The sequence below is a fragment of the Ruegeria sp. BK1 genome, assembly GCF_056535645.1.
The window spans coordinates 2022999-2049540 of the sequence record NZ_JBQFIS010000001.1 but is presented as its reverse complement, the minus strand read 5'-3'; the positions used below and the strand labels follow the sequence as shown (position 1 = coordinate 2049540).

31 protein-coding genes are annotated in these 26542 nt (G+C 59.4%); 19 read left to right on the top strand and 12 right to left on the bottom strand.

The genetic code is table 11. The features are described 5' to 3' along the window. Positions 1-5: 5 nt before the first annotated feature. The 3 genes from ACR3E7_RS10295 (at position 6) to ACR3E7_RS10285 (ending at position 2415) form a co-directional block, all read left to right on the top strand. Positions 6-566 (top strand): F0F1 ATP synthase subunit B, encoded by a 561-nt coding sequence (locus tag ACR3E7_RS10295; protein ID WP_170787325.1) that lies wholly within the window; start codon positions 6-8, stop codon positions 564-566. Positions 567-656: 90 nt separating this feature from the next. Further along, complete coding sequence (locus ACR3E7_RS10290; RefSeq protein WP_480505703.1) at positions 657-1472, top strand: hypothetical protein; 816 nt, start codon at positions 657-659, stop codon at positions 1470-1472. Between the two features lie 82 nt (positions 1473-1554). Beyond that, positions 1555-2415 carry a glycosyltransferase family 2 protein gene (locus ACR3E7_RS10285; RefSeq protein ID WP_480505705.1) on the top strand — a complete coding sequence of 287 codons (861 nt, stop codon included), beginning with the start codon at positions 1555-1557 and terminating at the stop codon, positions 2413-2415. A 35-nt stretch (positions 2416-2450) separates the two neighbouring features. On the opposite strand, the gene ACR3E7_RS10280 is transcribed toward ACR3E7_RS10285, so the two are convergent. Continuing rightward, complete coding sequence (locus ACR3E7_RS10280; protein ID WP_170787321.1) at positions 2451-3215, bottom strand: FCD domain-containing protein; 765 nt, start codon at positions 3213-3215, stop codon at positions 2451-2453. A gap of 153 nt (positions 3216-3368) precedes the next feature. Here ACR3E7_RS10280 and ACR3E7_RS10275 point away from each other — a divergent pair, with 153 nt between their 5' ends. The 5 genes from ACR3E7_RS10275 (at position 3369) to ACR3E7_RS10255 (ending at position 9593) form a co-directional block, all read left to right on the top strand. Continuing rightward, positions 3369-4577 (top strand): aminotransferase-like domain-containing protein, encoded by a 1209-nt coding sequence (locus ACR3E7_RS10275; RefSeq protein ID WP_480505707.1) that lies wholly within the window; start codon positions 3369-3371, stop codon positions 4575-4577. 35 nt (positions 4578-4612) lie between these two features. Further along, positions 4613-5020, top strand: a complete 408-nt coding sequence (locus ACR3E7_RS10270; RefSeq protein WP_170775274.1) for a hypothetical protein — start codon at positions 4613-4615, stop codon at positions 5018-5020. Positions 5021-5160: 140 nt separating this feature from the next. Next, a complete protein-coding gene (locus ACR3E7_RS10265) occupies positions 5161-8616 on the top strand; it encodes a chromosome segregation SMC family protein (RefSeq protein WP_480505709.1) in 3456 nt (1151 codons plus the stop codon). A gap of 54 nt (positions 8617-8670) precedes the next feature. Further along, the gene (locus tag ACR3E7_RS10260) at positions 8671-9021 is read left to right on the top strand and encodes a hypothetical protein (RefSeq protein ID WP_480505711.1); all 351 of its coding nucleotides are present in this window, start codon (positions 8671-8673) and stop codon (positions 9019-9021) included. A gap of 233 nt (positions 9022-9254) precedes the next feature. Then, positions 9255-9593 carry an acyl-CoA thioesterase gene (locus ACR3E7_RS10255; RefSeq protein WP_480505766.1) on the top strand — a complete coding sequence of 113 codons (339 nt, stop codon included), beginning with the start codon at positions 9255-9257 and terminating at the stop codon, positions 9591-9593. A gap of 14 nt (positions 9594-9607) precedes the next feature. On the opposite strand, the gene ACR3E7_RS10250 is transcribed toward ACR3E7_RS10255, so the two are convergent. From ACR3E7_RS10250 to cobD, 3 genes are read right to left on the bottom strand one after another with little or no spacing between them, the layout of a single operon-like run. Beyond that, the gene (locus ACR3E7_RS10250; protein ID WP_480505713.1) at positions 9608-10771 is read right to left on the bottom strand and encodes a lytic murein transglycosylase; all 1164 of its coding nucleotides are present in this window, start codon (positions 10769-10771) and stop codon (positions 9608-9610) included. A gap of 12 nt (positions 10772-10783) precedes the next feature. Further along, complete coding sequence (gene cbiB / locus ACR3E7_RS10245; RefSeq protein ID WP_480505715.1) at positions 10784-11704, bottom strand: adenosylcobinamide-phosphate synthase CbiB; 921 nt, start codon at positions 11702-11704, stop codon at positions 10784-10786. Further along, a complete protein-coding gene (cobD, locus tag ACR3E7_RS10240; protein WP_480505716.1) occupies positions 11701-12666 on the bottom strand; it encodes a threonine-phosphate decarboxylase CobD in 966 nt (321 codons plus the stop codon). The genes cbiB and cobD overlap by 4 nt, the downstream gene beginning before the upstream one ends. Before the next feature lie 181 nt (positions 12667-12847). Here cobD and ACR3E7_RS10235 point away from each other — a divergent pair, with 181 nt between their 5' ends. Next, positions 12848-13210 (top strand): response regulator transcription factor, encoded by a 363-nt coding sequence (locus ACR3E7_RS10235; RefSeq protein ID WP_170775286.1) that lies wholly within the window; start codon positions 12848-12850, stop codon positions 13208-13210. Here ACR3E7_RS10235 and ACR3E7_RS10230 read toward each other — a convergent pair. Beyond that, positions 13192-14181: a glutathione S-transferase family protein gene (locus ACR3E7_RS10230; RefSeq protein WP_480505718.1), complete on the bottom strand. Its 990-nt coding sequence runs from the start codon at positions 14179-14181 to the stop codon at positions 13192-13194. The genes ACR3E7_RS10235 and ACR3E7_RS10230 overlap by 19 nt on opposite strands. A 211-nt stretch (positions 14182-14392) precedes the next feature. Here ACR3E7_RS10230 and ACR3E7_RS10225 point away from each other — a divergent pair, with 211 nt between their 5' ends. After that, positions 14393-14746: a hypothetical protein gene (locus ACR3E7_RS10225; RefSeq protein ID WP_170775290.1), complete on the top strand. Its 354-nt coding sequence runs from the start codon at positions 14393-14395 to the stop codon at positions 14744-14746. 36 nt (positions 14747-14782) lie between these two features. Here the strand turns inward: ACR3E7_RS10225 and ACR3E7_RS10220 are convergent, their stop codons facing one another. After that, positions 14783-15955 (bottom strand): MalY/PatB family protein, encoded by a 1173-nt coding sequence (locus tag ACR3E7_RS10220; RefSeq protein ID WP_480505720.1) that lies wholly within the window; start codon positions 15953-15955, stop codon positions 14783-14785. Positions 15956-16049: 94 nt separating this feature from the next. Here ACR3E7_RS10220 and def (ACR3E7_RS10215) point away from each other — a divergent pair, with 94 nt between their 5' ends. The 6 genes from def (ACR3E7_RS10215) to speB all read left to right on the top strand — a co-directional run bounded on the left by def (ACR3E7_RS10215) (position 16050) and on the right by speB (position 19379). After that, positions 16050-16568 carry a peptide deformylase gene (def, locus tag ACR3E7_RS10215; protein WP_480505722.1) on the top strand — a complete coding sequence of 173 codons (519 nt, stop codon included), beginning with the start codon at positions 16050-16052 and terminating at the stop codon, positions 16566-16568. After that, entirely contained in the window at positions 16565-17059 is a 495-nt protein-coding gene (gene def / locus ACR3E7_RS10210; RefSeq protein ID WP_170791623.1) for a peptide deformylase, read from the top strand. Before def (ACR3E7_RS10215) ends, def (ACR3E7_RS10210) begins: the two co-directional genes overlap by 4 nt. A 41-nt stretch (positions 17060-17100) precedes the next feature. Continuing rightward, positions 17101-18015 (top strand): methionyl-tRNA formyltransferase, encoded by a 915-nt coding sequence (fmt, locus tag ACR3E7_RS10205; RefSeq protein WP_480505724.1) that lies wholly within the window; start codon positions 17101-17103, stop codon positions 18013-18015. 5 nt (positions 18016-18020) lie between these two features. Next, entirely contained in the window at positions 18021-18257 is a 237-nt protein-coding gene (locus ACR3E7_RS10200) for a hypothetical protein (protein ID WP_170775300.1), read from the top strand. A 1-nt stretch (position 18258) separates the two neighbouring features. Further along, a complete protein-coding gene (locus tag ACR3E7_RS10195) occupies positions 18259-18495 on the top strand; it encodes a GlsB/YeaQ/YmgE family stress response membrane protein (RefSeq protein WP_170791620.1) in 237 nt (78 codons plus the stop codon). Positions 18496-18557: 62 nt separating this feature from the next. Beyond that, the gene (speB, locus tag ACR3E7_RS10190) at positions 18558-19379 is read left to right on the top strand and encodes an agmatinase (RefSeq protein WP_170791619.1); all 822 of its coding nucleotides are present in this window, start codon (positions 18558-18560) and stop codon (positions 19377-19379) included. Positions 19380-19381: 2 nt separating this feature from the next. Here the strand turns inward: speB and ACR3E7_RS10185 are convergent, their stop codons facing one another. The 6 genes from ACR3E7_RS10185 to ACR3E7_RS10160 all read right to left on the bottom strand — a co-directional run bounded on the left by ACR3E7_RS10185 (position 19382) and on the right by ACR3E7_RS10160 (position 23214). Beyond that, on the bottom strand, positions 19382-19981 hold the full coding sequence (locus tag ACR3E7_RS10185) for a COG3904 family protein (protein WP_480505726.1): 600 nt from the start codon (positions 19979-19981) through the stop codon (positions 19382-19384). A gap of 28 nt (positions 19982-20009) precedes the next feature. Beyond that, entirely contained in the window at positions 20010-20477 is a 468-nt protein-coding gene (gene rnhA / locus ACR3E7_RS10180; protein WP_480505728.1) for a ribonuclease HI, read from the bottom strand. Continuing rightward, positions 20470-21057 (bottom strand): class I SAM-dependent methyltransferase, encoded by a 588-nt coding sequence (locus tag ACR3E7_RS10175; RefSeq protein WP_480505730.1) that lies wholly within the window; start codon positions 21055-21057, stop codon positions 20470-20472. Before ACR3E7_RS10175 ends, rnhA begins: the two co-directional genes overlap by 8 nt. After that, positions 21054-21506 (bottom strand): DUF3429 domain-containing protein, encoded by a 453-nt coding sequence (locus ACR3E7_RS10170; protein ID WP_170787294.1) that lies wholly within the window; start codon positions 21504-21506, stop codon positions 21054-21056. Before ACR3E7_RS10170 ends, ACR3E7_RS10175 begins: the two co-directional genes overlap by 4 nt. Beyond that, entirely contained in the window at positions 21503-22453 is a 951-nt protein-coding gene (gene ispH / locus ACR3E7_RS10165) for a 4-hydroxy-3-methylbut-2-enyl diphosphate reductase (RefSeq protein WP_480505732.1), read from the bottom strand. The genes ACR3E7_RS10170 and ispH overlap by 4 nt, the downstream gene beginning before the upstream one ends. A gap of 188 nt (positions 22454-22641) precedes the next feature. Then, on the bottom strand, positions 22642-23214 hold the full coding sequence (locus tag ACR3E7_RS10160) for a LabA-like NYN domain-containing protein (RefSeq protein WP_170775314.1): 573 nt from the start codon (positions 23212-23214) through the stop codon (positions 22642-22644). A gap of 140 nt (positions 23215-23354) precedes the next feature. On the opposite strand from ACR3E7_RS10160, the gene folK reads away from it, so the two are divergent. The 3 genes from folK (at position 23355) to ACR3E7_RS10145 (ending at position 26531) form a co-directional block, all read left to right on the top strand. Further along, complete coding sequence (gene folK, locus ACR3E7_RS10155) at positions 23355-23924, top strand: 2-amino-4-hydroxy-6-hydroxymethyldihydropteridine diphosphokinase (protein ID WP_480505734.1); 570 nt, start codon at positions 23355-23357, stop codon at positions 23922-23924. 94 nt (positions 23925-24018) lie between these two features. Beyond that, on the top strand, positions 24019-24372 hold the full coding sequence (gene rpoZ / locus ACR3E7_RS10150; RefSeq protein ID WP_170356736.1) for a DNA-directed RNA polymerase subunit omega: 354 nt from the start codon (positions 24019-24021) through the stop codon (positions 24370-24372). A gap of 26 nt (positions 24373-24398) precedes the next feature. Continuing rightward, positions 24399-26531 carry a RelA/SpoT family protein gene (locus ACR3E7_RS10145; protein WP_170775318.1) on the top strand — a complete coding sequence of 711 codons (2133 nt, stop codon included), beginning with the start codon at positions 24399-24401 and terminating at the stop codon, positions 26529-26531. The last annotated feature ends 11 nt before the right edge of the window (positions 26532-26542 follow it).

Here is a 26542-nt window from a genome sequence, read left to right as displayed (position 1 = left end):
GTGACATGCGGAATACTCTTGCCCTTATCCTGACACTCGGTGCTGCCAGCCCCGCGCTGGCCGCAAGCGGCCCGTTCTTCTCGCTTGGCAACACAGACTTTGTGGTCCTGCTGGGCTTTATCGTCTTCATCGCGGTTCTGTTTTACTTCAAAGTGCCCGGCATGATCGGCGGCGCACTGGACAAGCGGGCCGAGGGCATTCAGTCGGAACTGGACGAAGCTCGCGCCCTGCATGAAGAAGCGCGCAGCCTGCTGGCCTCGTATGAGCGCAAGCAACGCGAAGTTCAGTCTCAGGCGGATGCCATCGTGGCGGCGGCTAAGGATGATGCTGCGCTGGCGGCTGAACAAGCCAAGGTCGATCTGGAGAAGTCCATTGCTCGTCGTTTGGCGGCAGCACAGGACCAGATCGCATCGGCTGAGGCTTCGGCCGTGAAAGAAGTGCGCGATCAAGCCATTACTGTTGCTGTTTCTGCAGCAAACGCGGTTCTGGCCAAGCAGATGACGGCTACCCAGGCCAACAAGTTGATCGACGCGGCCATCGCGGATGTAGGCGAAAAGCTGCACTGAAATCTGGACAAAGTTTGAACTTTGACCCGAAAGCTCGCTTTCGGGTCAAAGTGTTTTAGAAGACCTTTTGCCTGAATTGCTGGACTTCTTATGAACATTCTCGGCGTCGTTCGAAATGGTGGAGAATCTCTGACCGAAACGCTCTTGCGTATCGAACAACTACGGGCGCAGCTAGACAGCAGTCGCGTGATTATCGCGACCAACGATAATTCAGACAACACCGATGATATCCTGCAAGACTACGCGGCTATGAGCGCGGGTGTTGATACACTCTTTCTTGATAGTATGGCCGGCCTCTTCGAAGAACGTGTGGAGCGTATTGCTGCAGCCAGAAATACAGTTCTTGAGCACCTTCTAACCAGCAGTCCGATCCATCCACTGACCCTGGTTCTTGATATGGACGGACCCAACACGCAGATGGATCCGAGTCAGGTGTTGAACGCGGCGGTGCGTCAGGTGCCACAGTGGGACGCTGTGTTTGCCAACTCATTGCCCGCCTACTATGACCTATACGCGCTGCGATGCGCAGGCTGGTGCGAACAAGACCCGTGGCGAGAGCTTGCGGCGCTAAAGCGGCCCAGGATGTTTCGCAGTGTCTGGTGGCGACGGATGCAGCGCAAAATCATTTATAGTCGCCAATACTCGATGCCGCCTGATACGCCAATGATTGAGGTGGACAGTGCTTTTGGTGGGTTGGGCCTGTACAAGACCGAAGCTTTGCATGGTGCCACCTACCGGCCACGGGATGAGACCGGCCACGTCACCTGCGAGCACACAACCCTGCATCTTTCGCTGCGCAACGCGGGAAAGCGTCTTTTCATTGACCCCGGTCTTACGACTTTGGCACAAACCGAGCATATGGGCCCCGGCAGCGGAAAGCGCATTCCAAAGAAGCTGTTGCAATGATCAACTTGTCAGTGTTGATGCAACCGGACAGAAACTCTGTTGCTGCGTCAACGCAGCTCGGCCTTGGGTAAAAGGATTATGCATGGCGAAAATGCCCAAGATAAGTCTGGTCATTCCAAACCTGAACTGCGCCGATTTTCTCGAGCAGACCATTACGTCAATTGTCAGCCAATCTTATCCTAATCTTGAGCTGATCTTGTCGGATGGAGGCAGCACAGACGGGTCGCTTGATATTGTCGAAAGATATCGCGGGGCATTCGCACATATCATATCCGAGCCGGATACCGGGCAAGCCAACGCGGTCAACAAGGGGTTTGCTCTCGCCACTGGCGAGGTCATGGGGTGGATCAATTCCGATGATGTCCTAATGCCGGGTGGGCTCGGACTTGTTGGGTCTCTTTTTGCGCTAAAGTCAAAGTTGGACTGGGTGACGGGTAAGCTCACGACGATAGACGAGGCAGGGTGTATCTTGGCCTCTCGACGTCCAAGACCAATTTCGTATCAACGGTTTCTTGCGGGCGACTATCAGTGGGTGCAGCAGGAGTCGACATTTTGGCGACGCAGCTTATGGGATAAAGCCGGTGGACAGCTTGACGAGCGCCTGTCCTTGGCTGTCGATGGTGAGCTTTGGCTGCGGTTTTCGCGCTGCGCCGAACTAATAGCAGTTCACGACAAGATCGGTGCGTTTCGGTTCCGCAAAGGCCAGCGCTCAGAGGCCATGGACGCCTATCATGCAGAAATGCTAGCTGTGATAGCCGCTGAAAAGCAGAAGGCAGACAGCGCGGACGCAGTTACGAAATCCATTGTGGCCGCGCCCACCATACTGCGGAGCCGGTCGGAAGCTGACAGCACCTTTCCCGGACTGATCGACTACGATCCTAAACCGTTGAAGCACTTGAGCCTTTGGAGACACCGGTGTGAACGAGCTATTCGGAAGCTTTGAACCTCGCTGACATTCAGGCGGTCCATCATGTCAGATCAACGCGTTTCATGATCCAGTCGCTGCCGCGCGATTTCTTCGTTCCGTAAAGCCTTTTGGTGATCTTGTGTGCATTGTTGAACGAAGTTCAGGTGTTTCTGAACAGCCTCGCGGGCGCCTTCCGGGTCGCGCGCCTGTAGTGCGGTATTGATTGCACGGTGCTGATCCAAGATGGCTTCTCGGGTTGTGCGTTGATTGAACATCATTTGACGGTTGTAAAAGACGCCTTGGCGCAACAGGTCGAACATCGACCGCATCATATGCAGCATTACGACGTTATGGCTCGCCTCGATAATGGCCATGTGGAATTGCGCGTCCAGATTGGCCTCATCTTTCGGAGCGTTGCGGGCATGGGCGGCCTCCATCTTTTCAAAGATCGTTTGGACCACTTTCAGGTCGCTTTCTGATCCCATTCTCGCTGCACGCTCAGCCGCCAAGCCCTCCATGTCCCGACGGAATGAGAGATAATCGAAAACTGCTTCTGGATGACTGCCAAAAAGGCGGATCAGGGCGGGTGAAAAGGCAGAGCCCAACACCTCGGCCACATAGATCCCGGATCCGGCCTTGGCGGCCAAAAGACCTTGCTCCTGAAGCTCCGAAATCGCTTCGCGCAAGGATGGGCGCGACACGCCCAACCGCTCGGCGAGTTCGCGTTCAGCGGGCAGGCGCTCGCCGGGGCGCAGAATGCCGCGCAGGATCAGCAGCTCGATCTGTCGTACCACTGCGATTGAGAGCTTCTCGGTCTGAACTTTTTGGAAGGGCATGGGGATGTTGTCGCTGAAATTGGTCAATTCATATGACCATGGAATGCAGGCGGGTACAAGAATGTCGCGGCCTTGAGGTGAAAAATAGGTCAGAATTATTGACTTTAAAAAATTTGTCGATACGCTGCCCAGGTCCGAACAGGGAGGGGGCACATGTCGACACAAGCGCTGTTCGCCACGCGTGCATCGCGAATGAAAGCGTCCGAGATCCGCGAGTTGTTGAAACTTCTCGATCAGCCCGGAATCATTTCCTTCGCTGGCGGTATTCCCGACCCAGCCTTGTTCCCGAAAGAAGAATTTGCGCAGGCGTTCCAGACCGCAATGACCGAAGATCACAGTGACCGCGCGCTGCAATATTCGGTCAGTGAGGGCTATGGTCCTCTGCGTGAATGGCTGGTCGATCATATGCGGGGCTACGGCATTGAATGTGGGGCTGAGAACATCCTGATCACCTCGGGGTCACAACAGGCGTTGGACTATCTTGGCAAGCTCTACCTATCGCCCGGAGATACCGCCTTGGTCGGCTGGCCCACCTATCTGGGTGCGATCAACGCGTTTGACGCCTATGAGCCGCGCTTCGACAGGCTGCGCCTGAACGGCAACCAAGGAGCGGCGGAATATGCCGCGGCAGCGGGCGAAGGGCGGGTGAAATTTGCCTATCTGTCACCGGACTTCGCCAACCCGACAGGTGAGACCGTTGATTTGCGCGCACGAGAGGGCCTGCTGGATCTGGCCGATGCGCTGGAAATCGCGGTAATCGAGGATGGGGCCTATCAGGCGTTGCGTTACGAGGGCGATGCGATCCCGTCCATTCTGGCACTGGAGCAAAAGCGTAAGGGCTCGATCGAGGCGTGCCGGACGATCTATTGCGGCAGCTTCTCGAAAACCCTTTCGCCGGGCTTGCGTGTGGGTTGGATCGTGGCCGCGCAGCCAGTGATCCAGCAGCTTGTTCTGATCAAGCAGGCGGCTGATCTGCATTCGCCAACACTCAACCAGATGGCGACCGAGCAGGTGGCGCGCACCTGTTTCGATAGCCACATCCCGATGTTGCGCCGAACCTATGGCGCGCGCCGAAATGCGATGTTGCAGGCGTTGGAGGACCATATGCCCGACGGGGTAGAATGGACCCGGCCCGAAGGCGGGATGTTTATCTGGCTGACCTTGCCCGAAGGGGTCGACGGCGCCGCGTTGTTGGCGCGGTCGCTGGAGACAGTCAAGCTGGCCTTTGTACCCGGTCGGGCGTTTTTCCCCGATGGTAGTGGGGCGAATACCGTGCGACTTAGCTTCTCGAACTCTGATGAGGCGACGATCCGCGAAGGGATCGCACGATTGGGGCAGGTACTGAAAACCCAGACCGGGTAAGGTTTCATTAACGGTTTGCCCGCAACACTGGGCGTATGATCCGGTATCTGTCTCTCCTGGTGCTGGCCGCATGTTCGGCCGGCACGCCCCATTTTCGCGATGTGCCAGCCACGCGCGTGGCGGTGAATGGCAGTGTCTTTGACGTGCGCGTGCGTGGTGAACTGGCCGAGGCGGTGCGGATCAACATGCAATACGCGCCGCGGCTTGGTCCAATCCGCGACCGCGCAGCGTTGGCAATGGCACAGGTGTCGGGGTGTCCGATTCTGGATGTGCTGGGGGATGCCGCAGTCACCGTTGGTGTACTGGGCTGTGATCGAGAAATGGCCGAGCGCCTTTTGCTGACTGCAATTTCGCGCCCGAACTATGAATGCGTAGATACGGGCGTCTTCGACGATATCGGCGGCGATTACGGCTATCAGGTGTTTGAATGCACGCCCTACTGACTTGCGCGTAATCTTGCGTATTTGAGCAAGATGTTGTGGATAACTCGGGTCGAATTCCCATATCCTGCGCAACTGCGTTGACAGGTCCCCAATCCCTTGCGCAGACTTCAAGCATATAGGAATCACGGGACTCATTGCCTTTGCGCTTTAGCAAACTCAAACTCACCGGCTTCAAAAGCTTTGTCGATCCGACCGATTTGATCATCGCGGATGGGCTGACCGGTGTGGTGGGGCCAAATGGTTGCGGCAAGTCCAACCTGCTTGAAGCGTTGCGCTGGGTGATGGGCGAAAACCGCCCCAAATCCATGCGCGGCGGGGCGATGGAAGATGTGATATTCGCAGGGGCGGCCACGCGTCCCGCGCGCAACTTTGCCGAAGTGGTCCTGACTATGGACAATTCGGAACGGTTAGCGCCTTCGGGGTTCAACGACACGGACCAGTTGGAAATCATCCGCCGCATCACCCGCGACGTCGGCAGCGCCTACAAGACCAACGGCAAGGACGTACGCGCGCGCGATGTGCAGATGCTGTTCGCGGATGCCTCAACCGGGGCGCATTCACCAGCGCTGGTGGGGCAGAACCGTATTGCCGAGCTGATCAACGCCAAACCCCGTGCCCGGCGGCGTATTCTGGAAGAGGCGGCTGGAATATCGGGCCTCTATCAGCGGCGGCATGAGGCCGAGCTGAAACTCAAGGGCACCGAATCCAACCTGACCCGCGTTGATGACGTGTTGGAACAGTTGGGCACGCAGCTGGCGCAACTTGCGCGTCAGGCCCGTCAGGCCGCGCGCTATCGCGAGATCGGTGAACAATTGCGGCAGGCCGAGGGAGTGCTGCTCTACCGTCGTTGGAAAGAGGCCGATATGGCCCGCCAACAGGCCGAGGAGAAGCTGCGCGATCGGATCACAGAAGCCTCGCGTGCTGAGGCAGAGGCCCGTGCCGCCGCCGCAAAGCGCGCCGAGATCGAAGAAACCCTGCCGCCGCTGCGTGAGGAAGAGGCCATCGCCGCCGCCGTGTTGCAGCGCCAGCAGGTGCAGCGTGACCAGCTTTCTGATCAGGAAACCCGCGCCCGTCAGACCATCGAAACGCTCACCAACCGTATTCAGCAGTTGAGCAATGATATCGAGCGTGAAACCGGCCTGAACCGCGATGCGGGCCAGATGATCGAACGGCTGGAATGGGAAGCCCGCGAGCTGACAAAGGCCGCGGAAGGTCATGATGACAACGTGGCCGAGGCGGCCGAAATCGCGCGCGAGGCGGCGTCGGTCTTGCAGGATCGTGAAGATCACCTGTCACAACAGACCGAGGATATGGCTCGTCTGGTCGCCCGTCACCAATCGGCGCAACGTTTGGTCGAAGACAGCCGCAAAACGCTGGCCCGGTCCGAGAGCGAAGAGGAAAAAGCGCGCGGTGCTGTGAATGAGGCGCACGAGGCGCTGACTCGCGCCGCCGAAGCATTCGAAGCCGCGCAAGAAGGCGAGGAAGAAGCACGCGAGGCCGCCGAGGCCGCCGAAGAGGCACTGGCCGCCGCCGATGAGCTGCGCAACGAAACTCAGGCGCGCGAGGCCGAGGCTCGGGCCAAACGCTCCGAGGCTGAAGGTGAATTAGGCGCGATCCGGGCCGAAACCACCGCGCTGGCCAAACTGGTCGAACGCGACACCGCAGAAGGCGGACAGGTTCTGGATCTGCTGCGCGTGGCACCGGGATACGAAAAGGCGTTGGGCGCGGCTTTGGCCGATGACCTGCGCGCGCCTCTGGTTGAAGGCGACGGGCCATCCGGTTGGGTGCAGGTTGCAGGCTATGACGCCGATCAGCCGCTGCCCGAGGGGGCCGAACCGCTGGCGCTGCATGTTTCCGGCCCCGACCGCCTCAGCCGCCGCATTGCGCAGATCGGTCTGGTCGGTTCGGATCAGGGCGCGCGTCTGCAGGCCTCGCTGAAACCCGGTCAGCGCTTGGTCTCGCGCTCGGGCGACCTGTGGCGCTGGGACGGGTTCCGCGCCTGGGCCGAGGATGCCCCAAGCGCCGCCGCCCTGCGCTTGGAACAGCTGAACAAGCTGGAAGCGTTGAAACAGGAACTCACCCGGACCGAGGCGCAGGCAGATGGCGCGCGGGCGGCGCATGAGGCGCTGTCGCAGCAACTGGCCGACGTGACCGAGGCTGACCGCCGTGCGCGCGACGCCCGACGGGCCGCCGATCAACGTATGGCCGAAACTGCACGTGCGCTCAGTCGGGCCGAGGCGGATCGCAATCTCGCGCAGGGCAAGCTGGAAACCCTGACGCTGGCCGTCGACCGCCATAAGGAGGACGCCATGTCCGCCCGCGCCCAACTGCGCGAGGCCGAGGGCGCACTGACCGGGCTGGGGGACCTCGACAGCGCCCGCGCGCAGGTTGAGGACATCAAACAAACGGTCGAAGCTGCACGGATCACCATGCTGACCCACCGCTCGACCCATGACGAATTGCGCCGCGAGGGCGAGGCGCGGACCCGCCGCAGCCAAGAGGTGACAAAAGACCTCAGTGGCTGGAAGCACCGATTGGAGACGGCGGAAAAGCGCATCTCGGAATTGGTCGAACGCAAGGAAAGCTCGGAGGAGGAGCTTGCCGATGCCATGGCCGCCCCCGGTGAAATCGCCGAGGCGCGCGAAGAACTGAACGAATTGATTGAAGCCGCCGACGCGCGTCGTGCCGAGGCTGCGGACAAGCTGGCCCAAGCCGAGGCTCAGCAGCGCGAATGGGTGATGGCCGAACGTGATGCGGAACGTCTGGCCTCGGAAGCGCGCGAAAGCCGGGCCGCCGCCGAAGCGCGCTCTGACGCCGCCAAAGAAAGCGTAACCGCCGCTGCGGAACGCATCGCCGAGGATCAGCAGCTGACGCCGAACCAGTTGCTGAACCAGCTGGACGTGAACCCAGACCAGATGCCCGCCGCCGACGCGCTTGAGGCCGAGGTCAACCGCCACAAACGTCAGCGCGATGCGATGGGTGCGGTGAACCTGCGGGCCGAAGAGGACAGCAAAGAAGTTCAGGAAGAATTCGACACGTTGAACAGCGAAAAGGCTGATCTGGAAGAGGCGATCAAGGCCCTGCGCAGCGGTATCGCCAGCCTCAACCGCGAAGGGCGGGAACGTCTGTTGACGGCGTTTGAACAGGTGAACTCGAACTTTGCCATGCTGTTCAAGCATCTGTTTGGTGGTGGAGAGGCCAATCTGGTCATGGTTGAAAGCGACGATCCGTTGGACGCGGGTCTCGAGATCATGTGTCAACCGCCGGGCAAGAAACTCTCGACGCTCAGCCTGCTCTCGGGCGGCGAACAGACCCTGACTGCAACCGCGCTGATCTTTGGTGTGTTCCTTGCCAACCCCGCGCCGATTTGTGTGCTGGATGAGGTCGACGCGCCTCTGGACGACGCCAACGTGACGCGGTTCTGCGACCTGCTGGACGAGATGTGCCGCCAGACCGACACGCGGTTCCTGATCATCACCCACCATGCGGTGACGATGGCGCGGATGGACCGGCTGTTCGGCGTGACCATGCAAGAACAGGGCGTCAGCCAGTTGGTTTCAGTCGACCTGAAGAAAGCCGAACAGATGGTCGCCTAACCTTTCACTGCAACGTTATGCCTGTTGCAGAGCAGTTCGGTTTAGACTGTTCCCATGACGCGACTATTGATCCTCACCTTGCTGACCGCTGGCCCCGCCCTTGCCGCCGAATGGCCCACGAAACCCGGAGACGTCCCCCTGTCGCCCGAAGAACTGGACGCTTTGGCCGGACGCACGCTGACATTTTTTGACGACGGTCAGGCAAAATTCTCGGCCGGAGGGGCCTATTCCTACACCTACGCCAGCGGAGACGCCGCCTTTGGCACCTATTCCATCGCCGAGGACGGCAGCGTCTGCATCGCCTATCGTAATGGGTTCAGCAGGTGCGATCTGTATGTGCGCAGCGGTGAAAGGTTGGTGCTGATTGACGAAAAAGGGGATCGGTATCCGGTACGGCCGGAGTAGTCATCCGGGCCTTGCGGCTATTTAGAACTTTCCCATATGGCACCGCGAAACGGGTGGGTGTAACTGCTCGCTGGGCAGACCTGGTAGATTGAGTAAAATTACGCCAGACACAACCTCTTGAAAGGACATAATCAGTGACGGAAGACACGGACAGCCGGTTGGCGCGTGGTAAGAAGCTTGGATCACATGGTCGCCAGCAGGATGAAGGCGTTCTTGTCATTCGGACCATAGCAATGCCAGCCGACACAAACCCGGCAGGGGACATATTTGGCGGCTGGTTGATGTCCCAAATGGTTTTGGCGGCGGGAAACATGGCCGCGCGTGTTGCGCAGGGTCGAACGGCCACAGTTTCCGTACAGGCGATGCAGTTTCTTCAGCCAGTAAAAGTTGGGGATGAGGTGACGCTCTATGCAACGCTGGTGAATGTTGGGCGCACGTCTATAAGGGTTCATGTGGATGTCTGGGCGCGTCCCAGGCAATCGGACAATGGACAAAAGGTAACGGATGCGGATTTCGTTTTCGTTGCTTTGGATAGCAACGGTGCCCCGCGACCGGTGTTCGAAGACGAGTAGAGCCGTTTGATCAGCTATAGGCTGTTCAACAATTCCACCGTTGGCCACGCATCCGCAGGCAGCCCCAATCGCTTTTGCTCTGCCTGCACCGCCGCCCGCGTACCAGCCCCCAGAATACCGTCGATCTTGCCCACGTCATACCCACGCGCCTGCAGTTTGGTCTGTAGCTGCTTCATCTGCGCCCCTGACAAACCTTGCGCCGGGTTGCCCGCGTCGTAAATCTGCGCACCCTCCAGTCGGGTGCCGAAATAGGCGGCGGTCAGGACGTAGGTAAAGCTCTGATTCCATTCGAAATAGACGTCGAAATTCGGATAGGCCAGAAAGGCGGGCCCCTTATGGCCCTGCGGCAGGATCAGCGAGGCGGGCAGGTTGGACAGCGACCCGCTGCGGGCCTGAACGCCCATGGCCTGCCACTCGGACACTGGGCGCGGTTTGCCGGGGCCGGACAGCGACCAATCCATTTCGCTGGGCACACTGACCTCTTGCAGCCAAGGCTGACCCGGTTGCCATCCCAGGCCCGACAGCATCTTGGCCCCCGACATCAGCGCATCCGGGGCCGAGGTTTTCAGCGACACCTTGCCGTCCCCATCCCCGTCCACACCGTTCTCAAGAATATCGCGGGGCAGCATCTGGACCATGCCGATTTCTCCGGCCCAAGCCCCGGTGGTGCGGGCGGGGTCGAAATTGCCCTGCTCGTACAATTCGATGGCAGCGAAGATTTGCGGACGGAACAGCTCGGGCCGACGGCAGTCATGGGCCAGCGTCACGAGCGCATTGCGGGTGTTGAAATCGCCTTGAAAGGCACCGTAATCGGTCTCGAACGCCCAGAAGGCCAGCAGTACGCCGCGTGAGATGCCGTAATCGCGTGCGATCCGGTCAAACACGGCGTCATATTTGCGCGACATAGCCTGCCCGCGATCAATGCGGTTTTGCGAGATCAGACGGCGCGAAAACTCGATGAACGGCTTCTGGAACACGCCTTGCGCGCGGTCGGCTTTCAGCACCGCGCTGTCCTGCTGCACGCCGTTGAAGAAGGCGTCGACGGTGGCGCGGTCAAAGCCCTGTTGCACGGCCTCGGATTTCAGGCCTTTTACGAAACTATTGAACCCGCCGCCGCATTGGGCAAAGGCGGGTGACACAAAGAGGGCGGCGACCATAAGGCCAGAGAGCAAACGCATGAAACGGGTCCGTCAGAAAATGAAACTGACCCCAACCGACACCGACACGATGCCAAGCGCAAGCCCCCAGACCCGCCAGAGCATGTCGCATGCGCGGAAAACCTCTGACGCGCCAATCTCGCGGGGGGCGTCGCCATTGACCCAGGCCAGATCGCGCAGCTGCCCGTCATAGCTGCGCGGTCCAGCCAGGGCGACGTTCAAGGCGCGGGCCATGGCGGCCTCAGGCCAGCCAGCGTTGGGCGAGATATGGCGGCGGGCATCCGCGACCATCTGAGGCCAGCGCGCCCATTGGCCCGACAGCGCCACGATCATCACGCAGGTCAGGCGGGCGGGGATCAGGTTAAGTACATCGTCCAACCGGGCCGAGGCCCAGCCGAAGTCGCGGTATTTTTCGCTGCGGTAGCCGATCATGCTGTCGGCGGTGTTTACGGCCTTGTAAACCAACAGACCGGGCAGGCCGCCGAGAAGAAACCAGAAAGCGGGCGCGATGACCCCGTCGCTGAGGTTTTCGGCCGCGCTTTCGATCGCTGACCGCGCGACCTGCGCCTGCGTCATGTCGCGTGTATCGCGCGAGACGATCATCGCCACTTTTGCCCGCCCGTCTTCCAGCGAGATGGCCAAACCGGTGCCAACATCGCGCACATGGCTGACCAGTGACTTCTGAGCCAGCAGAATGGCGCAGGCGATTATTTCGACTACTGGTCCCAGAAGGGTCAGCGCGCGCCCAATAATCAATACGCCGCACACCAACAAGGCGACAACCGCGACACCTTTCAGACGCCGTTGCGCACCGTGGTTGAGGCGTTTGTCAAGCCAGCCAATAAGGTTGCCGATCACGACGGCGGGGTGTTTCACCCGCGACCACAGCCAGTCGGGCTCGCCCAGGGCCGCATCCAGACAGAGGGCGCAGACCAGAAGGAAGGCGGTGCTCACAATGCTGCCTCAAGCCGGGCCCAGCCGTCTGCTGGTGGCAAGCCCAGACGCAGGTAAGTTGTCGAATAGGGGAAGATGCGGCTCCAGATATGAGCGTGGGCCAGACGGTCCTGCCACTCGGCGGCGTCTTCGACGGAGTAAAGGCGAAAGAGCGGTGTACCCCCGACCAAACAGGCACCCTGACCCGTCACGAGGGTATCCAGCCGGTCCGCGCCTTGCTGAAGATACCGTCGGGTGGCTGCGGCCCAGCCCGTGTCCTGCAAAGCCCGCGCGCCAACTCGCAAAGCAGGACCCGAGACCGCCCATGGGCCAGTCAGATCGTTCAGCCGTGCGATCAGCTTTGGGTCGCCGATGGCAAAGCCAAGGCGCAGCCCGGCCAACCCCCAGAACTTGCCAAAGCTTTTCAGCACGATCACGCCGGGCCGCTCGGCCAGATGGATCAGCGACGCTTCGGGGGCGACATCGCAGAAACTCTCGTCAATGATGGTCAGCGGCGCGTTGGCGTCGGCCTCGGTCCAATAGCGACCATCGGGATTGTTGGGGTGAACGATCACACGCGCGTCGGTTGGACCTTCGGGCTGAACGCTCCAGCCTTGCGCGGAAAAGGCGGCGGCGTGCTCGTTATAGGTGGGGGTTGTGATCTGAACCCGCCCCTGCGGCGCCAAGGCCGGAATGCGGGCGATCAAAGCCGAGGCGCCGGGCGCAGGCAAAATCGCGGCGTTATCAGGCACGGACCAGAATTGGCGGGCCGCGTTGGTCAGTTGCTCGAACGCGCCGTGGTCGGGCAGGGCGGTCCAATCCTCGGCACTCAGGTCAGACACCGGGTAGGGCTGCGGGTTGATTCCGGTCGACAAGTCCAGCCAGTCTTGCCGCGATCCGCCATAAGCTTGGATAGCATCATCCAGTCCTCCGCCATGGTCGCGACGGGCGCGCGGGTTCAAGTTTTTGTCAGAGCTTGTCATTAGGTTCTCGCCGGAATCGCGCATTGCGGCCCGTTTCAAGCGGATTTTCGCCATTTGCACAAGCGAATCCGTGCCTCGGCGGCAACCGGAAAACAGCGTTAACCCTTTGTTAAGGAATTGGCGTGATCACAAACTCAGGGGTCGGCACCGTTCACCACTTCATGTGCCGAGGTTGTTACTTATGAATGTTTTGATTGTTGAGAGTAATCCCGACCTAGGTCGGGTCTGGAAGCGGCACCTTGAACGTCAAGGCGCTGAGGTCACGCTTGTCGCCGGGCAAGAGGCAGCGATCCTCGCGCTTTACGGGGTCGCGTTTGACATTATCGTGCTGGATTTGGTGCTGGAGGCAGGCAGCGCGCTGGCCGTGGCTGATTTCGCCAGCTATCGCCGCCCTGAGGCGCGGGTGATCTTCGTCACGAACACCACCTTTTTCTCGGACGGGTCCATCTTTGCCCACAGCCCCAATGCGTGCGCCTATGTGCAAAGCGGAACGCCGCCAGAGGATCTGGCGGCGATGGTCGAACACTACGCGGCGGGTCGCTGACCGCGCCCATGCGGTTCTGCGTAATCCAGCACTGGATTGGTCGGGATGATGCGGTGCGGATTGATGCTTTCATGGCTGTAGTGGTAGTGGCGCACGATGTGCTCCATGTTCACAGTGGGCGCGACGCCCGGCCATTGATACAGCTCGCGCGTGTAGGCCCACAGGTTCGGATAGTCGATCAGTCGCCGCCGGTTGCATTTGAAATGCAGGTGATAAACCGGATCGAACCGGATCAGGGTCGTGAACAAGCGCCAATCGGCCTCGGTGATGCGATCCCCCATCAGGTAGCGGTTTTGGGACAGGCGATCTTCGAGCCAATCCAGCGTATCGAATAGCGGCCCAACAGCGCTGTCATAGGCGGCCTGGCTGGTGGCGAAGCCGGATTTGTAGACGCCATTGTTCACGTCGGAATAGATCCGGGCGTTGACCGCTTCGATGTCATCGCGCATCGTCTCGGGCCAGTAATCGTCGCTATTGCCCGTTATGCCATCAAAGGCCGAATTGAACATACGGATGATCTCTGAACTTTCGTTCGAGACGATCGTTTCCTGTTCTTTGTCCCAAAGGATCGGCACTGTGACACGGCCGGAATAGGACGGGTCCGCCTTGGTATAGATTTGATGGGCATAGTCCAGCCCGTACAGATCATCCCCGGTTGCGCCTTTGTCGTCTGGCTGAAAGTTCCAGCCCTTGTCCAGCATATCCGGGTGCACGACCGAGACAGAGATCAGATTGCTTAGCCCCTTGAGTTCCCGGAAGATCAGGGTGCGATGTGCCCAGGGGCAGGCGTGGCTGACATAGAGGTGATAGCGTCCAGCTTCCGCCTTAAACCCGCCCTTGCCCGAGGGGCCCGCGCTGCCATCGGCGGTCAGCCAGTTGCGGAACTGCGCAGCGCTGCGTTTGAACGCGCCGCCGGTGGATTTGGTGTCATACCAAGTGTCGTGCCATTTGCCATCGACCAACAGGCCCATCTTTGTCCCTCCGAAATCCGATTTCGGCAAACATAGGGTGTCGCTCGGGTCGGTTCCATGCGAGGGCGCGCGCATCTTGCCTGCGTCATTGCACAGGTCGATCCGGGATTTCCGCGCAACAGATTGAAATCGGTTTGTTTCAGGTTCTCAGCTTCATTGGATTTTTACGAAGAGTTGCTCACAATAGTATGTACTGCGGGGGAAAATTGTTATGACGACCTATGTTTCTAAGGAAATAAGCGCCGAATTGGATGCGGCGCGAATCGCGGGGTTGAAAAAGACCAGCCGCCTTCGTGTCGAAATCGGCGACAATACATATAAAATTCTGAGATTGTGGAAAGACGGCTTCACGGTTGAGGCCGCAACGACGCCGAAATTGCGCGGGTTGGTCGATATCTATGACGGTGCGAACCATCTGTACCAATGCCTGATCATCGCTGACGAAGATGAGGCGGGTGAGATGCGGTATGAGTTCAAGCGTAGCACTGCCGCCTCGGATAAGGCTCCTTTGGATTTCTACCGTGCGCCGGATGCGCCCATCGCGCTGCTAGGCCATAAGGACTAACGGGATGCCCGACGGACAGACCGCCGGGCCTTCCGATCACTGCAAATCTGCAAAAGCACGCTTCAGCCGGGCGCATGCGTCCTCGACACGGCTGCGCTGAGTAGCAAGGTTGAAACGCTCGAAGGTTTCTCCGCCTGCTCCGAAGCCGGGGCCGGGTGAGGTGGCGATTTTGGCATCTTCTCGCAGACGTCGGGTGAACTCGGCATGGTCCATGCCTGTGCCCGAAAAATCGACCCAGGCCAGATAAGTGGATTGCAACGGCATTGACCAAAGGCCGGGGATTTCAGCAATCGTCGCGTCGAACAGTTTGCGGTTTCCGTCCAGATGCGCGACCTGCTGGTCGACCCATGCGGCGCCCTCGGGCGTGTAGGCGGCGGTGATCATCGCCACACCTAGCGCGCTGGGGTCATAGTCCAGCGCCTGAATGCGGTGGCGCATGTCCGCGCGCAGCTTAGTATCGGGAATGATCATATTCCCGGTGCGTTGACCGGCGATGTTGAAGGTCTTGGAAGCCGCCGTCAGGGTCACCGTCCAAGGGCGCGCATCAGGTGCTGCAACATCCATCGGCACAAAGGTGCTGCCGGGATAGACCAGATCATGATGGATCTCATCCGACACCAGGATCAGCCCGTTCCGTTCGGCAAACGCCGCGACCGCGCGCAGCTCGTCCGGTGTCCAGACCCGGCCCGAGGGGTTCTGCGGTGAGCACCACAGCAGCATCTTTTCCGACCCGTCCAGTCGCGATTGCGCATCCTCGAGGTCAACGGCATAGGTTTCACCATCACGCACCAATGGGCATTCGACCACGCGGCGGCCGGATTTGTTCACTTTGTGCGCGAACTCATGGTAAACAGGGGAGAAGATCACAATCCCGTCGCCCGGCTGAGACCAGACATCCAGACACAGGGCGATCGCGTTGCCCAACCCCTGCGACGTCAGGACCCAATCTGTGTCAATCTCCCACCCGTGGCGATTTACCATCCACCACTGGACCGAAGCCAGATAGTCCGGATGCATCCAGGAATAGCCGAACACACCGTGATCGACGGCCTGTTGCACGGCATCAATCACGCAAGGCGCTGTGCGATAATCAGAATCCGCAGTCCACATGGCCAGCCCGTCATCTGGCGAAATGCCATAGAGGCGCTCCATCTTGTCCCATTTTGAACTGTTGGTGCCCCGGCGGTCGGTGAGGTCGTTGAACGTCATGTCATCTCCATCTGTCGCGACGAAAGCTAGTTACAATCGCGGCAGGTGCAAGGGGGGCGTTGCGGCGGATCGCACGATGGCCTAAATCAACTTCATGAAACGCACTATTCTGATCCATCCCGACCCCCGCCTGAAAAAGGTCTGTGCCCCCGTGGCCGATCTGACGGATGAGCTGCGCAAGCTGGCCGACGACATGCTGGAGACGATGTATGACGCGCCCGGCGTCGGGTTGGCCGCGCCGCAGATCGGAGTGCTGGATCGGTTGATCGTGCTGGATTGCGTCAAGGAGGAGGGCGAGGCCCCGCGCCCCTTGATCATGTTCAACCCCGAGATCATCGAGTCGTCCGACGAAACGAATGTGTACGAGGAAGGTTGCCTGTCGATCCCCGAGCAATATGCCGAGGTCACCCGTCCCAAAGTCGTGGATGTGGCCTGGATCGACCGCGACGGCAACGCGCAGCAGGAAACCTTCGACGGCCTTTGGGCCACCTGTGTGCAACATGAGATCGACCATCTGAACGGTAAGCTGTTCATCGACTATCTCAAACCGCTCAAACGCCAGATGATCACGCGCAAAATGCAAAAGTTGAAACGTGAAATGGCCCGCGCATGACGGTCCGCGCTTGTCTGCCGTGGCCTGACAAACGTCTGCGCACCAAGGCGGAAGACGTGGCAGAGGTCACCGATGAAATTCGCGCCATCTGGAACGACATGATCGACACGATGGAGGCGATGCCCGGCGTCGGCCTCGCCGCGCCTCAGATCGGGGTGATGTTGCGGCTGGCCGTGGTGGATGGCTCGACTGAGCGGGGCAGGGCCGTTCGTCTGGCGAACCCCGAAATCCTGCACAGTTCGATTGAGCTACGTGAACATGATGAGGCCAGCCCGAACCTGCCCGGCGTCTCGGCCAAGGTGAAACGTCCGCGTGCGGTGACGGTGAAGTTCTTGAACGAACAGGGCATGATTGATCGTCGTGACTTTGTGGGGATCGAAGCCACCAGCGTACAACATCAGATCGACCACCTGAACGGTCGGATGTATTTCGACCGGCTCAGTAAAGTCAAACGTGACATGCTGCTGCGCAAAGCCAAGAAACTCGTGTAATCGGGCTTCAGCCCAGCATCCCCAACGTCCGGAGGCCCCTCATGCGTATCATCTTCATGGGAACGCCCGACTTCTCGGTACCGGTGTTGGATGCTCTGGTTGCCGCCGGACATGAGATCGCCGCCGTCTATTGCCAGCCGCCCCGCCCAGCAGGGCGTGGCAAAAAGAACCGTCCCACCCCGGTTCACGCACGGGCAGAGGTATTGGGGTTCGACGTTCGTCATCCGGTCTCGCTGAAATCGCCCGACGAACAAGCGGCGTTTGCGGCTTTGAACGCAGACGTCGCAGTCGTTGTCGCCTATGGCCTGCTGTTGCCGCAGCCCATTTTGGACGCGCCTAAACATGGCTGTTTGAACATTCACGCCAGCCTGTTACCGCGCTGGCGCGGGGCTGCTCCGCTTCAGCGTGCGATCATGGCGGGCGACGCTCAGACGGGTATCTGCATCATGCAGATGGAGGCCGGGCTGGATACCGGCCCGGTCCTGTTGCGTCGGGCTACGGATATTGGGCCGCTGGAAACCACAGCGCAGCTTCATGATCGATTGTCAGAAATGGGCGCTGCTATGGTGGTTGAAGCGTTGGAGGAGCTGCCGAACCTGACCCCTGAGGTTCAGCCTGAAGATGGCGTGACCTATGCTGCGAAGATCGACAAATCCGAGGCGCGCGTCGACTGGGCGCGTCCTGCCGCCGAGGTTGATCGGCAAATCCGGGGCCTGTCCCCGTTCCCCGGCGCCTGGACCGAGATCGAAGGCGAGCGGGTCAAGCTTTTGTCCTCTCGGCTGGCCGCTGGGCAGGGCGCTCCGGGAGAGGTACTGAATGACACACTCCGCGTGGCCTGTGGCGACGGCGCGGTTGACCTTTTGCGGCTGCAACGGGCAGGGAAAGGGGCGCAGGATGTTGAAACATTTTTGCGGGGGTGGCCTGTTTCGACCGGAACGCGGCTCAGTTCGGAGTAAACCAGATGTTCATGATATTGATGGGCACCGTCGTGATTGCCGGGATCGTGGGGTATCTGGCTGAAAAAACCGGATTTACCCACAATGGATACCTGCCCTCGATCATCATTTGCGTGGGCGGCGCGTTCCTGTTCTACTTTGTGCGCATCATGTTTGGCATCAGCTTCGGCCCGCCCGGACTGGACGCGGTCCTGTCATCCATCGGGGCGCTGATCATCGTGCCCACTCATTGGAGGAAATAACGTGCCCGTCATCGCCCTTGTCATCATCGGAGCCGCCGCCGGGTTTCTGGCGACACGACTGATGCGGATCGAGGCCGATATTCCCACAACCATGTTGATCGGCATCGTTGGCGCGCTGGTCGGCGGGTTCCTTCTACGTGCATTGATCGCCGTAGCGGGCTGGCTGTCGGGCTTTGTCGGTGCGGTTTTGGGTGCGTTGTTGGTGATCTGGATCTGGCAGACATACCTGCGCCGTTGACCTCTTGACCTTTCGGAATCAATTCGGCCAGATCGCCGCAGAATTTATCTTAAAGGTGTTCCATGCCACAGGATCTGAACCCAGGTGACGTCGCACTTATGGGGGTGCCTCTGGATCTTCATTCCTCGTTTCTGCAAGGGCCCGCCTTTGCCCCTGGTCGTATTCGCGAGGCTCTGCATTCCGGAGCCGCTAACCTGACCGCAGAGGATGGCACAGATCTCGGCGCGACCGACCGCTTCAAGGATACAGGCGACCTGGATGTGTTCGAGATGATCGGACAGGAACCTATCGACCGGATCGAAGCTGGTGCTGCTGCGCGGATTTCAAGCGGTGCGCGACTGTTATCTCTGGGAGGGGACCATTCGGTTGCCTATCCGCTGATCAAGGCGCATTCGGAACGGTATGAGGGGTTGAACATCCTTCATATCGACTCGCATCCAGACTTGTATGACAGTCAGCAGGTCGGTCCGCTGGGCCATGGCTGCCCTTTCGCGCGGGTAATGGAAACCTGCGCAATCAACCGTCTGGTGCAGGTTGGCATCCGTACCATGAACAAGCACCAGCAGGAACAGGCCGACAAGTTCGGAGTCGAAGTGATCGACATGCAAAGCTGGCGCCCCGATCTTGAAATCAGCTTTGATGGCCCTGTTTACCTCTCGCTGGATCTGGATGCGTTGGACCCCGCCTTTGCGCCTGGCGTGTCGCATCATGAACCCGGTGGGTTAAGCACCCGCGAGGTGATCAACCTGATCCACCGTTTCAAGGGGCAGTTGGTCGGCGCTGACATCGTCGAATTGAATCCTCATCGTGACCCGTATGGGATGACGGCCATGGTGGCTGCGAAATTCGTCAAAGAGATCGGAGCCAGGTTGCTGTCACGCTGAGGTCATCGCGCGTCGCAGGTTGCGGATGATCCAAGTTGCGGCACATTACGGGTCGTGAGGGCGAACCGTTCAACTTCGGTCGCGCTCATCCAGTGCATGTCCTCGGCCGAGGCCGCGTTAAGCGTGTACCAGTAGAAGGCCGGGTCAACACCGATATCGGCATAGTAGTCCAGGTACCGGTCATGCTCTGGGTCGTCTTTGGGGATTTCGGTGGCCACGATGTTCCAGCCGCCCCAGCTGTGCACGCCAACGCAGGCATCAGGTTCCAGAACGCGGCGGCTGCCTGCCAGAAACAGGTCCGTGCCGCCCGACGCCACCATGCCGTCCGACGGAACAATCGTGTCAAACCCCAGTTCCCGCACGACACGCGAGAAGACGACATTTGCGTCATCGTCCACGGAGCCTTCAATATATTGCAGGACAAGGGTTTTAGCCTGCGGATTGCTGCGGATGACCTCCTGAAAGGCATGCAAGGACGTGTGGTCGATCGTGCCCGAGGCGAAAATCCGGTCGCTCTGTGCCTCAAACCGCAGGGCGTCGTAGGATGGGGTACACCCAGCCATAAGGGCGAAACTGACTGCAAAGCAGAGCTGTGGTTTCATGGCAGGTGTATTCCTTTTGGCGCGCCACTTAGGCCTTTGCTTTCTTGGGCTTGAACGGGGCCATGCCCGTCCGGGCCAACTCGTCGGCTTTTTCGTTTTCAGGATGGCCCGCGTGACCTTTGACCCATTCCCAGGTCACGTCATGGCGGGTTTGTGCCTCATCCAGCCGCTGCCACAAATCTACATTCTTAACAGGCTTCTTGTTCGAGGTCTTCCAACCGTTCCGCTTCCACCCGAAAATCCACCCCGTGACGCCGTTTTTCACGTAGGCGCTGTCAGTCACAACGGTGATCTTCGAGGCCCGCTCCAATGTTTCTAGCGCGCTGATCGCAGCCAGCAGTTCCATCCGGTTGTTTGTGGTTTCGGCCTCGCCGCCGCTGAGTTCCCGTTCTTTCAGGACATTGTCGCCATCCATCGCGCGCAGCAGAACCCCCCAGCCGCCGGGGCCCGGATTGCCGGAACATGCGCCGTCCGTATAGGCGAACAGCTTAGGCATGGGCCAGCACCAGAATGAAACCGTCATATGAACCCGCAAGGCCGGCACCCACGCCCGTCGTGATCCGGTCGATGGTGAACCCGGACTTTGTCATAGCCTCCTCGATTTCAGTTTGTGAAAAATAGGTGTAGTAGCGATCCAGATCGTCGCGATGTTCACCCGTGCCCAGTTTCAGGCCCAGAAAAAAAACACCCTCGGGTTTCAGCGCTTTGTGGATGGCGGACAGATGACGCGCAAATTCCGCGCGCGGGGCGTGCAGCAGGGAAAAGCTGGCATAGATGCCGTCATATTCAGCCTCTTCCGTCACGTCGTCAAACGTGCCCAGACGCGCGTCAATCCCGTTCTGCTGCGCATGTTCGACAAAGGCGGGCGTGGCATCAAGGGCACGGACACGCAGCCCTTCGCGTTGTAGAAAGGCGCTGTCCGATCCGGGGCCGGAACCGAGATCCAGCACATAACCGCCTTCCGCAACCGCTTCGGCAAAGGCCATGCGGGCTTCGATCTGTTCGGGGGGCAGGGGGATGCTCAGATATTCGGCCACGCGGGCAGTGTAGGCGTCAATCGTTCTCTTGTCGGTCACAGGTACACTCCAACGGCTAAGCAGGCCAGAACAACGGCCGTCAGCATCATGCGCAGACGCATCCACCAAACCGGCGTCAATCGCCAGTATGAGAACACAGCGTCCAGCAAAAGCAACCCGGCAAAACCCCACATCAGGTTGGTGCCTGCAGCGACCGGCCCGCCGCCCGTTTTCGCAAAGGCCCAAAGTGCCGGCAGAACCGAGAGCAGATAGCAGGTCGCCGCCTTGCTACCAGATGTCTTGGTCGAAAAACCCCACAGCACGCCGGACATAAAGCTGAGGATGACAGAGCCGTAGAACAACTGCACATAAGGCCCCACAAAACGAGCCCCAAGCGCCTGAGTACCCCAAGCGTGCAGATCGTCATTCAGGTAGGTCAGTGCGCCCCAGACAAAGGGGATCAGCCCGGCCAGCCCCAGAAATAACGGGGCTCTTGGTATGCCGCTCATGCCGGTTCGCGCAACACGCGCGGGACTTTGAACTCGACGTTCTCAACAGCGGTTTCGACCATCTCGACCGTCACGTCGTAATGGTCGCGAAATGCGTCGATCACCTCGTTGACCAGAACTTCTGGGGCCGAAGCACCGGCGGTGATGGCAACCGAGGAAACCCCTTTCAGCGCCCGCCAGTCGATATCGGTGGACCGTTGCACCAGTTGGGCATAGTCGCACCCAGCACGCGCGGCGACCTCGACCAAACGACGCGAGTTTGACGAGTTCGGCGCGCCCACAACCAACAGGGCGTCGGATCTGGGGGCGACGGCTTTGACGGCCTCTTGCCGGTTAGTGGTGGCGTAGCAAATATCTTCTTTATGCGGGCCGACGATGGCGGGAAACCGTGCCTCAAGCGCAGCAATGATATCCTTGGTGTCATCGACTGACAGGGTGGTCTGAGTGACAAAGGCCAACTTTTCGGGGTTGCGCACCTGAACGGTGGCCACATCCTCGACCGTTTCGACTAGCAGAACTTCGCCCTCGGGCAGTTGCCCCATCGTGCCGACGGTTTCGGGATGGCCCTTGTGGCCGATCATGATCATCTGCAACCCGGCCTCAGCATGGCGCTGCGCCTCGACATGGACCTTGGAGACCAGCGGGCAGGTGGCGTCGACATAGATCATTTCGCGCTGTGCGGCTGCGGCCGGGACGGATTTTGGCACGCCATGGGCCGAGAAAATCACCGGGCGATCATCGGGGCATTCGTCCAGTTCCTCGACAAACACCGCGCCTTTTTCGCGTAAACCGTCGACCACGAACTTGTTGTGCACGATCTCGTGGCGCACATAAACCGGCGCGCCCCATTTTTGCAGCGCCATCTCAACGATTTTGATCGCCCGGTCCACGCCGGCGCAAAACCCGCGCGGCGCGGCAAGGTACAAGGTCAGAGGGGGCTTGTTCATGTCACATACTCCTTACGGCCACAGGTAGGTCTTTTCCTCGCCATGGTCCAGACAGGACTGTGTCATTCAACTGACATGAATCAGTGTTAGCAATCAGATGTTTCAGCACCTGTTCCTAGTTTAAGCAACGCGGTCAGGGCATTTGCCCCGACCGCGTCGATTTTTAAGCCGAACTGACGGGGGCGGTGTTACTGCCCACTTGCCGCGACGCTGCGCGGCTCCATCGGGACGTCACGCGGAGGGCGGCCGATTACGTCGCGCAAATCCTCCAGCTCGATGAAGTTGTCGGCTTGGCGGCGGAGCTCGTCCGAGATCATCGGCGGCTGGCTGCGGATGGTCGAGACGACCGAAACGCGCACGCCCTGACGTTGCAGGCTGGCAATCAGCGGGCGGAAATCCCCATCGCCCGAAAACAGCACGATATGATCAACGCGCGGTGCCAGTTCCATGGCATCGACGGTCAGTTCGATATCCATGTTCCCTTTGACTTTCCGACGCCCCATGCTGTCGGTGTATTCCTTGGCGGGTTTCGTCACCATGGTGAAGCCGTTGTAATGCAGCCAGTCCACCAGGGGTCGGATCGGGGAATACTCGTCATTTTCCAGTAGCGCTGTGTAGTAGAAAGCACGAAGCATCTTGCCGCGACGCATGAATTCTTGGCGCAGCAATTTGTAGTCGATGTCAAACCCCAGTGCTTTTGCGGCCGCATAAAGATTCGAGCCGTCGATGAACAGCGCTAGCCGTTCGTCTTTATAAAACATAAATAGGTCCTTCCGGTATCTACCAGAACGCCGGGTGTTACGTGAGTGAGCTTAGGAAATAGGCGGCGCGCTGATACGCCTATAATTAGTGTTTTTAATGTGTATCGCAAGTATGCAATTCACCGAATATAGGGAGTAGAATGCGCAAGATTACGTCAGAATCGGTGATCGCACTGGGCGCAAATCTCAATTTGAGAGGTGATGGGCCCAAGGTGACACTTGAGAAGGCTCTTGACGCACTAAAGCGTCAGGGGGTGGTGATTCGCGCGGTCAGCCGCTTTTTTGAGACACCGTGTTTCCCAGCCGGCGCGGGGCCAGACTATGTTAATGCCGCAGCTTTGATTGAGACAGAAAAGACGCCGTCCGAATTGCTGCATCTGCTGCATGAGGTGGAGAAGGAATACGGGCGCGAGCGGATTCAGCGCTGGGGGATGCGGACGCTGGATTTGGATCTGGTGTGTTTTGGTGACGGCGTATTGCCCGACCGGACGGAGTACGAACGCTGGAGGACACTGCCGCAAGATGACCAGATGCAACGCGCACCGGACCAGTTGATTCTGCCGCATCCGCGGCTTCAGGATCGCGCATTTGTGCTGGTTCCGATGGCCGATATCGCCCCGGATTGGGAGCATCCAGTCTTGGGTCAGAGCGTTCGGGAAATGCTGGCGCAGCTACCTGCCAATGAAATTGCCTCTGTCACCCCTTTGTGAAGGGTGCATTTGCAGCATTTCTTGCTTGTCAAGGCGGGGATTCGCCCTTAGATAAACGTCTTCCTGACATGGATTCAGAAACGGAGAGCGCCCCATGGCCCGCGTGACGGTAGAAGATTGCGTAGACAAGGTACAAAACCGGTTTGAGCTGGTGATGCTTGCCGCCCATCGTGCGCGTGAGATTTCGGCCGGTGCCGCGATCACCGTGGACCGCGACAACGACAAGAACCCGGTCGTGTCGCTGCGCGAAATCGCCGATGAAACCCAAAGCGCTGATGAGCTGCGCGAGCGCCTGATCGAGGCCAACCAGACCCAGATCGAGGTTGACGAGCCTGAAGAGGATCAGATGGCTCTGCTGATGGGTGCGGAATCCGACAAGCCCGCCGATGACGACATGTCCGAAGAGAAGCTGCTGCGCGCTCTGATGGAGGCTCAAGGCCAGGGGTAATCCCCAAAGACGAAGGTGCGGACCGGATGATTTCTGCTGAAGACCTGATTGCGCTGGTCCGCAACTACAACCCCAAGACAAATGCTGACCGCATAACCCGAGCTTATGAGTTTGGGAAACAGATGCACGAAGGTCAGTTTCGCCACTCGGGCGAGCCCTATTTCACTCATCCCGTTGCCGTTGCCGCCATCCTGACCGAACAGCGTCTGGATGATGCCACGATCATTACCGCGCTGCTGCATGACACGATCGAGGACACAAAAGCCAATTACAGCAAGGTGTCCGAGCTGTTTGGCGATGAAGTGGCCAAGCTGGTCGATGGGGTCACCAAGCTGACCAACCTGCAGCTGTCCAGCCGCGAAACCAAACAGGCCGAGAATTTCCGTAAACTGTTCATGGCCATGTCCAAGGATTTGCGGGTCATTCTGGTCAAGCTGGCCGACCGTCTGCACAATATGCGCACGATCAAGGCGATGCGCCCGGAAAAGCAGATCGTCAAGGCGCGCGAGACAATGGACATCTACGCGCCGCTTGCCGGCCGGATGGGGATGCAATGGATGCGCGAAGAGCTGGAGGACCTGGCCTTCCGCGTGCTGAATCCCGAAGGCCGCCAGTCGATCATCCGGCGGTTCATCACTCTGCAACGTGAAACCGGCGATGTGATCCACCGGATCACGGGCGACATGCGGTTCGAGCTGGAAAAAGCCGGGATCGAAGCCGAGGTCTTTGGCCGCGCAAAGAAACCCTATTCGATCTGGCGCAAGATGCAGGAAAAGGATCAGGGGTTCTCGCGCCTGTCCGACATATACGGGTTCCGCATCATCACCCAGACGGAAGAAGATTGTTACCGGACGTTGGGCGCAATCCACCAACGCTGGCGTGCGGTGCCGGGGCGGTTCAAGGACTATATCAGCCAGCCAAAATCCAACGGCTACCGCTCGATTCACACCACAGTGTCGGGGCGCGACGGTAAGCGCGTCGAGGTGCAAATCCGTACCCGTCAGATGCACGACGTGGCTGAGACGGGTGTGGCGGCGCATTGGTCTTATCGGGATGGGGTGCGGTCGGAAAACCCGTTTGCAGTCGATCCAGCCAAGTGGATCGCGAACCTGACCGAGCAGTTTGATAGTGAGGATGACCACGAGGATTTCCTCGAAGCAGTTAAGCTTGAGATGTATTCGGACCAGGTGTTCTGCTTCACACCCAAGGGCGATGTGGTGAAACTGCCGCGTGGGGCGACACCAATAGATTTCGCTTATGCGATCCACACACGGATCGGTCATGCCTGCGTTGGCGCCAAGGTAGATGGTATCAGGGTTCCGCTATGGACCCGGATCAAGAACGGCCAATCGGTTGATGTCATCACCGCGGACGGTCAGACCCCGCAGGTCACTTGGCTTGAGATTGCTGTCACCGGCAAGGCCCGCACCGCCATCCGGCGCGCTCTGCGAGAGGTGGATCGCGAGCGCTTTATCAAACTGGGCAAAGAACTGGCGCGCTCGGGCTTCGAACATGTGGGGCGCAAGGCCACAGACAAGGCGCTGGAGACGGCCGCTAAACACTTGCGCCTGAAGGATCGAGACGAACTGTTGGCCCGGCTAGGCAGTGCCGAACTGACCGCCCATGATGTGGTCAGCGCCGTTTACCCGGAACTGACGCAGGATGAAGGCGACGCCATCCCGTTGCGCCGTGCCGTAATCGGGCTTGAGCCGGGGCAGAAATTTGACCGCGCGCCGTGCTGTCAGCCTCTACCTGGTGAACGCATCGTCGGCATTACCTATCGCGGCAAAGGCGTGGTGGTTCACGCCATCGACTGTAATCGTCTGACCGAGTTCGAGGGCGAGCCCGAGCGGTGGGTTGACCTGCATTGGCATACCGGAACCCATCCGGCGGTCTACGGTGCAACGCTGGAGTTGACGATCGGGAATGATGCGGGCGTACTGGGGCGTATTTGCACATTGATTGGCGAGAAAAAGGCCAATATCTCAAACTTGGAATTCGTTGATCGCAAACCGGATTTTTACCGATTGTTGATCAGTGTCGAACTGCGTGATCTCGAACAGCTGCATTCGCTGATGCTGATGCTTGAAGCCGAAAGCGACGTAGCGGCGGTGGAACGGTTCAGGGACAGGTCCAAGACCGCCGTGGCGGCTGGCTGAGAAGGGGTGAT

Coding starts and splice junctions, on each gene's coding strand:
- ACR3E7_RS10295 (WP_170787325.1), top strand. CDS start 6: ATGCGGAATACTCTTGCCCTTATCCTGACACTCGGTGCTGCCAGCCCC.
- ACR3E7_RS10290 (WP_480505703.1), top strand. CDS start 657: ATGAACATTCTCGGCGTCGTTCGAAATGGTGGAGAATCTCTGACCGAA.
- ACR3E7_RS10285 (WP_480505705.1), top strand. CDS start 1,555: ATGGCGAAAATGCCCAAGATAAGTCTGGTCATTCCAAACCTGAACTGC.
- ACR3E7_RS10280 (WP_170787321.1), bottom strand. CDS start 3,215: ATGCCCTTCCAAAAAGTTCAGACCGAGAAGCTCTCAATCGCAGTGGTA.
- ACR3E7_RS10275 (WP_480505707.1), top strand. CDS start 3,369: ATGTCGACACAAGCGCTGTTCGCCACGCGTGCATCGCGAATGAAAGCG.
- ACR3E7_RS10270 (WP_170775274.1), top strand. CDS start 4,613: ATGATCCGGTATCTGTCTCTCCTGGTGCTGGCCGCATGTTCGGCCGGC.
- ACR3E7_RS10260 (WP_480505711.1), top strand. CDS start 8,671: ATGACGCGACTATTGATCCTCACCTTGCTGACCGCTGGCCCCGCCCTT.
- ACR3E7_RS10255 (WP_480505766.1), top strand. CDS start 9,255: ATGCCAGCCGACACAAACCCGGCAGGGGACATATTTGGCGGCTGGTTG.
- ACR3E7_RS10250 (WP_480505713.1), bottom strand. CDS start 10,771: ATGCGTTTGCTCTCTGGCCTTATGGTCGCCGCCCTCTTTGTGTCACCC.
- cobD (WP_480505716.1), bottom strand. CDS start 12,666: ATGACAAGCTCTGACAAAAACTTGAACCCGCGCGCCCGTCGCGACCAT.
- ACR3E7_RS10235 (WP_170775286.1), top strand. CDS start 12,848: ATGAATGTTTTGATTGTTGAGAGTAATCCCGACCTAGGTCGGGTCTGG.
- ACR3E7_RS10230 (WP_480505718.1), bottom strand. CDS start 14,181: ATGGGCCTGTTGGTCGATGGCAAATGGCACGACACTTGGTATGACACC.
- ACR3E7_RS10225 (WP_170775290.1), top strand. CDS start 14,393: ATGACGACCTATGTTTCTAAGGAAATAAGCGCCGAATTGGATGCGGCG.
- ACR3E7_RS10220 (WP_480505720.1), bottom strand. CDS start 15,955: ATGACGTTCAACGACCTCACCGACCGCCGGGGCACCAACAGTTCAAAA.
- def (WP_480505722.1), top strand. CDS start 16,050: ATGAAACGCACTATTCTGATCCATCCCGACCCCCGCCTGAAAAAGGTC.
- def (WP_170791623.1), top strand. CDS start 16,565: ATGACGGTCCGCGCTTGTCTGCCGTGGCCTGACAAACGTCTGCGCACC.
- fmt (WP_480505724.1), top strand. CDS start 17,101: ATGCGTATCATCTTCATGGGAACGCCCGACTTCTCGGTACCGGTGTTG.
- ACR3E7_RS10200 (WP_170775300.1), top strand. CDS start 18,021: ATGTTCATGATATTGATGGGCACCGTCGTGATTGCCGGGATCGTGGGG.
- speB (WP_170791619.1), top strand. CDS start 18,558: ATGCCACAGGATCTGAACCCAGGTGACGTCGCACTTATGGGGGTGCCT.
- ACR3E7_RS10185 (WP_480505726.1), bottom strand. CDS start 19,981: ATGAAACCACAGCTCTGCTTTGCAGTCAGTTTCGCCCTTATGGCTGGG.
- rnhA (WP_480505728.1), bottom strand. CDS start 20,477: ATGCCTAAGCTGTTCGCCTATACGGACGGCGCATGTTCCGGCAATCCG.
- ACR3E7_RS10170 (WP_170787294.1), bottom strand. CDS start 21,506: ATGAGCGGCATACCAAGAGCCCCGTTATTTCTGGGGCTGGCCGGGCTG.
- ispH (WP_480505732.1), bottom strand. CDS start 22,453: ATGAACAAGCCCCCTCTGACCTTGTACCTTGCCGCGCCGCGCGGGTTT.
- ACR3E7_RS10160 (WP_170775314.1), bottom strand. CDS start 23,214: ATGTTTTATAAAGACGAACGGCTAGCGCTGTTCATCGACGGCTCGAAT.
- folK (WP_480505734.1), top strand. CDS start 23,355: ATGCGCAAGATTACGTCAGAATCGGTGATCGCACTGGGCGCAAATCTC.
- rpoZ (WP_170356736.1), top strand. CDS start 24,019: ATGGCCCGCGTGACGGTAGAAGATTGCGTAGACAAGGTACAAAACCGG.
- ACR3E7_RS10145 (WP_170775318.1), top strand. CDS start 24,399: ATGATTTCTGCTGAAGACCTGATTGCGCTGGTCCGCAACTACAACCCC.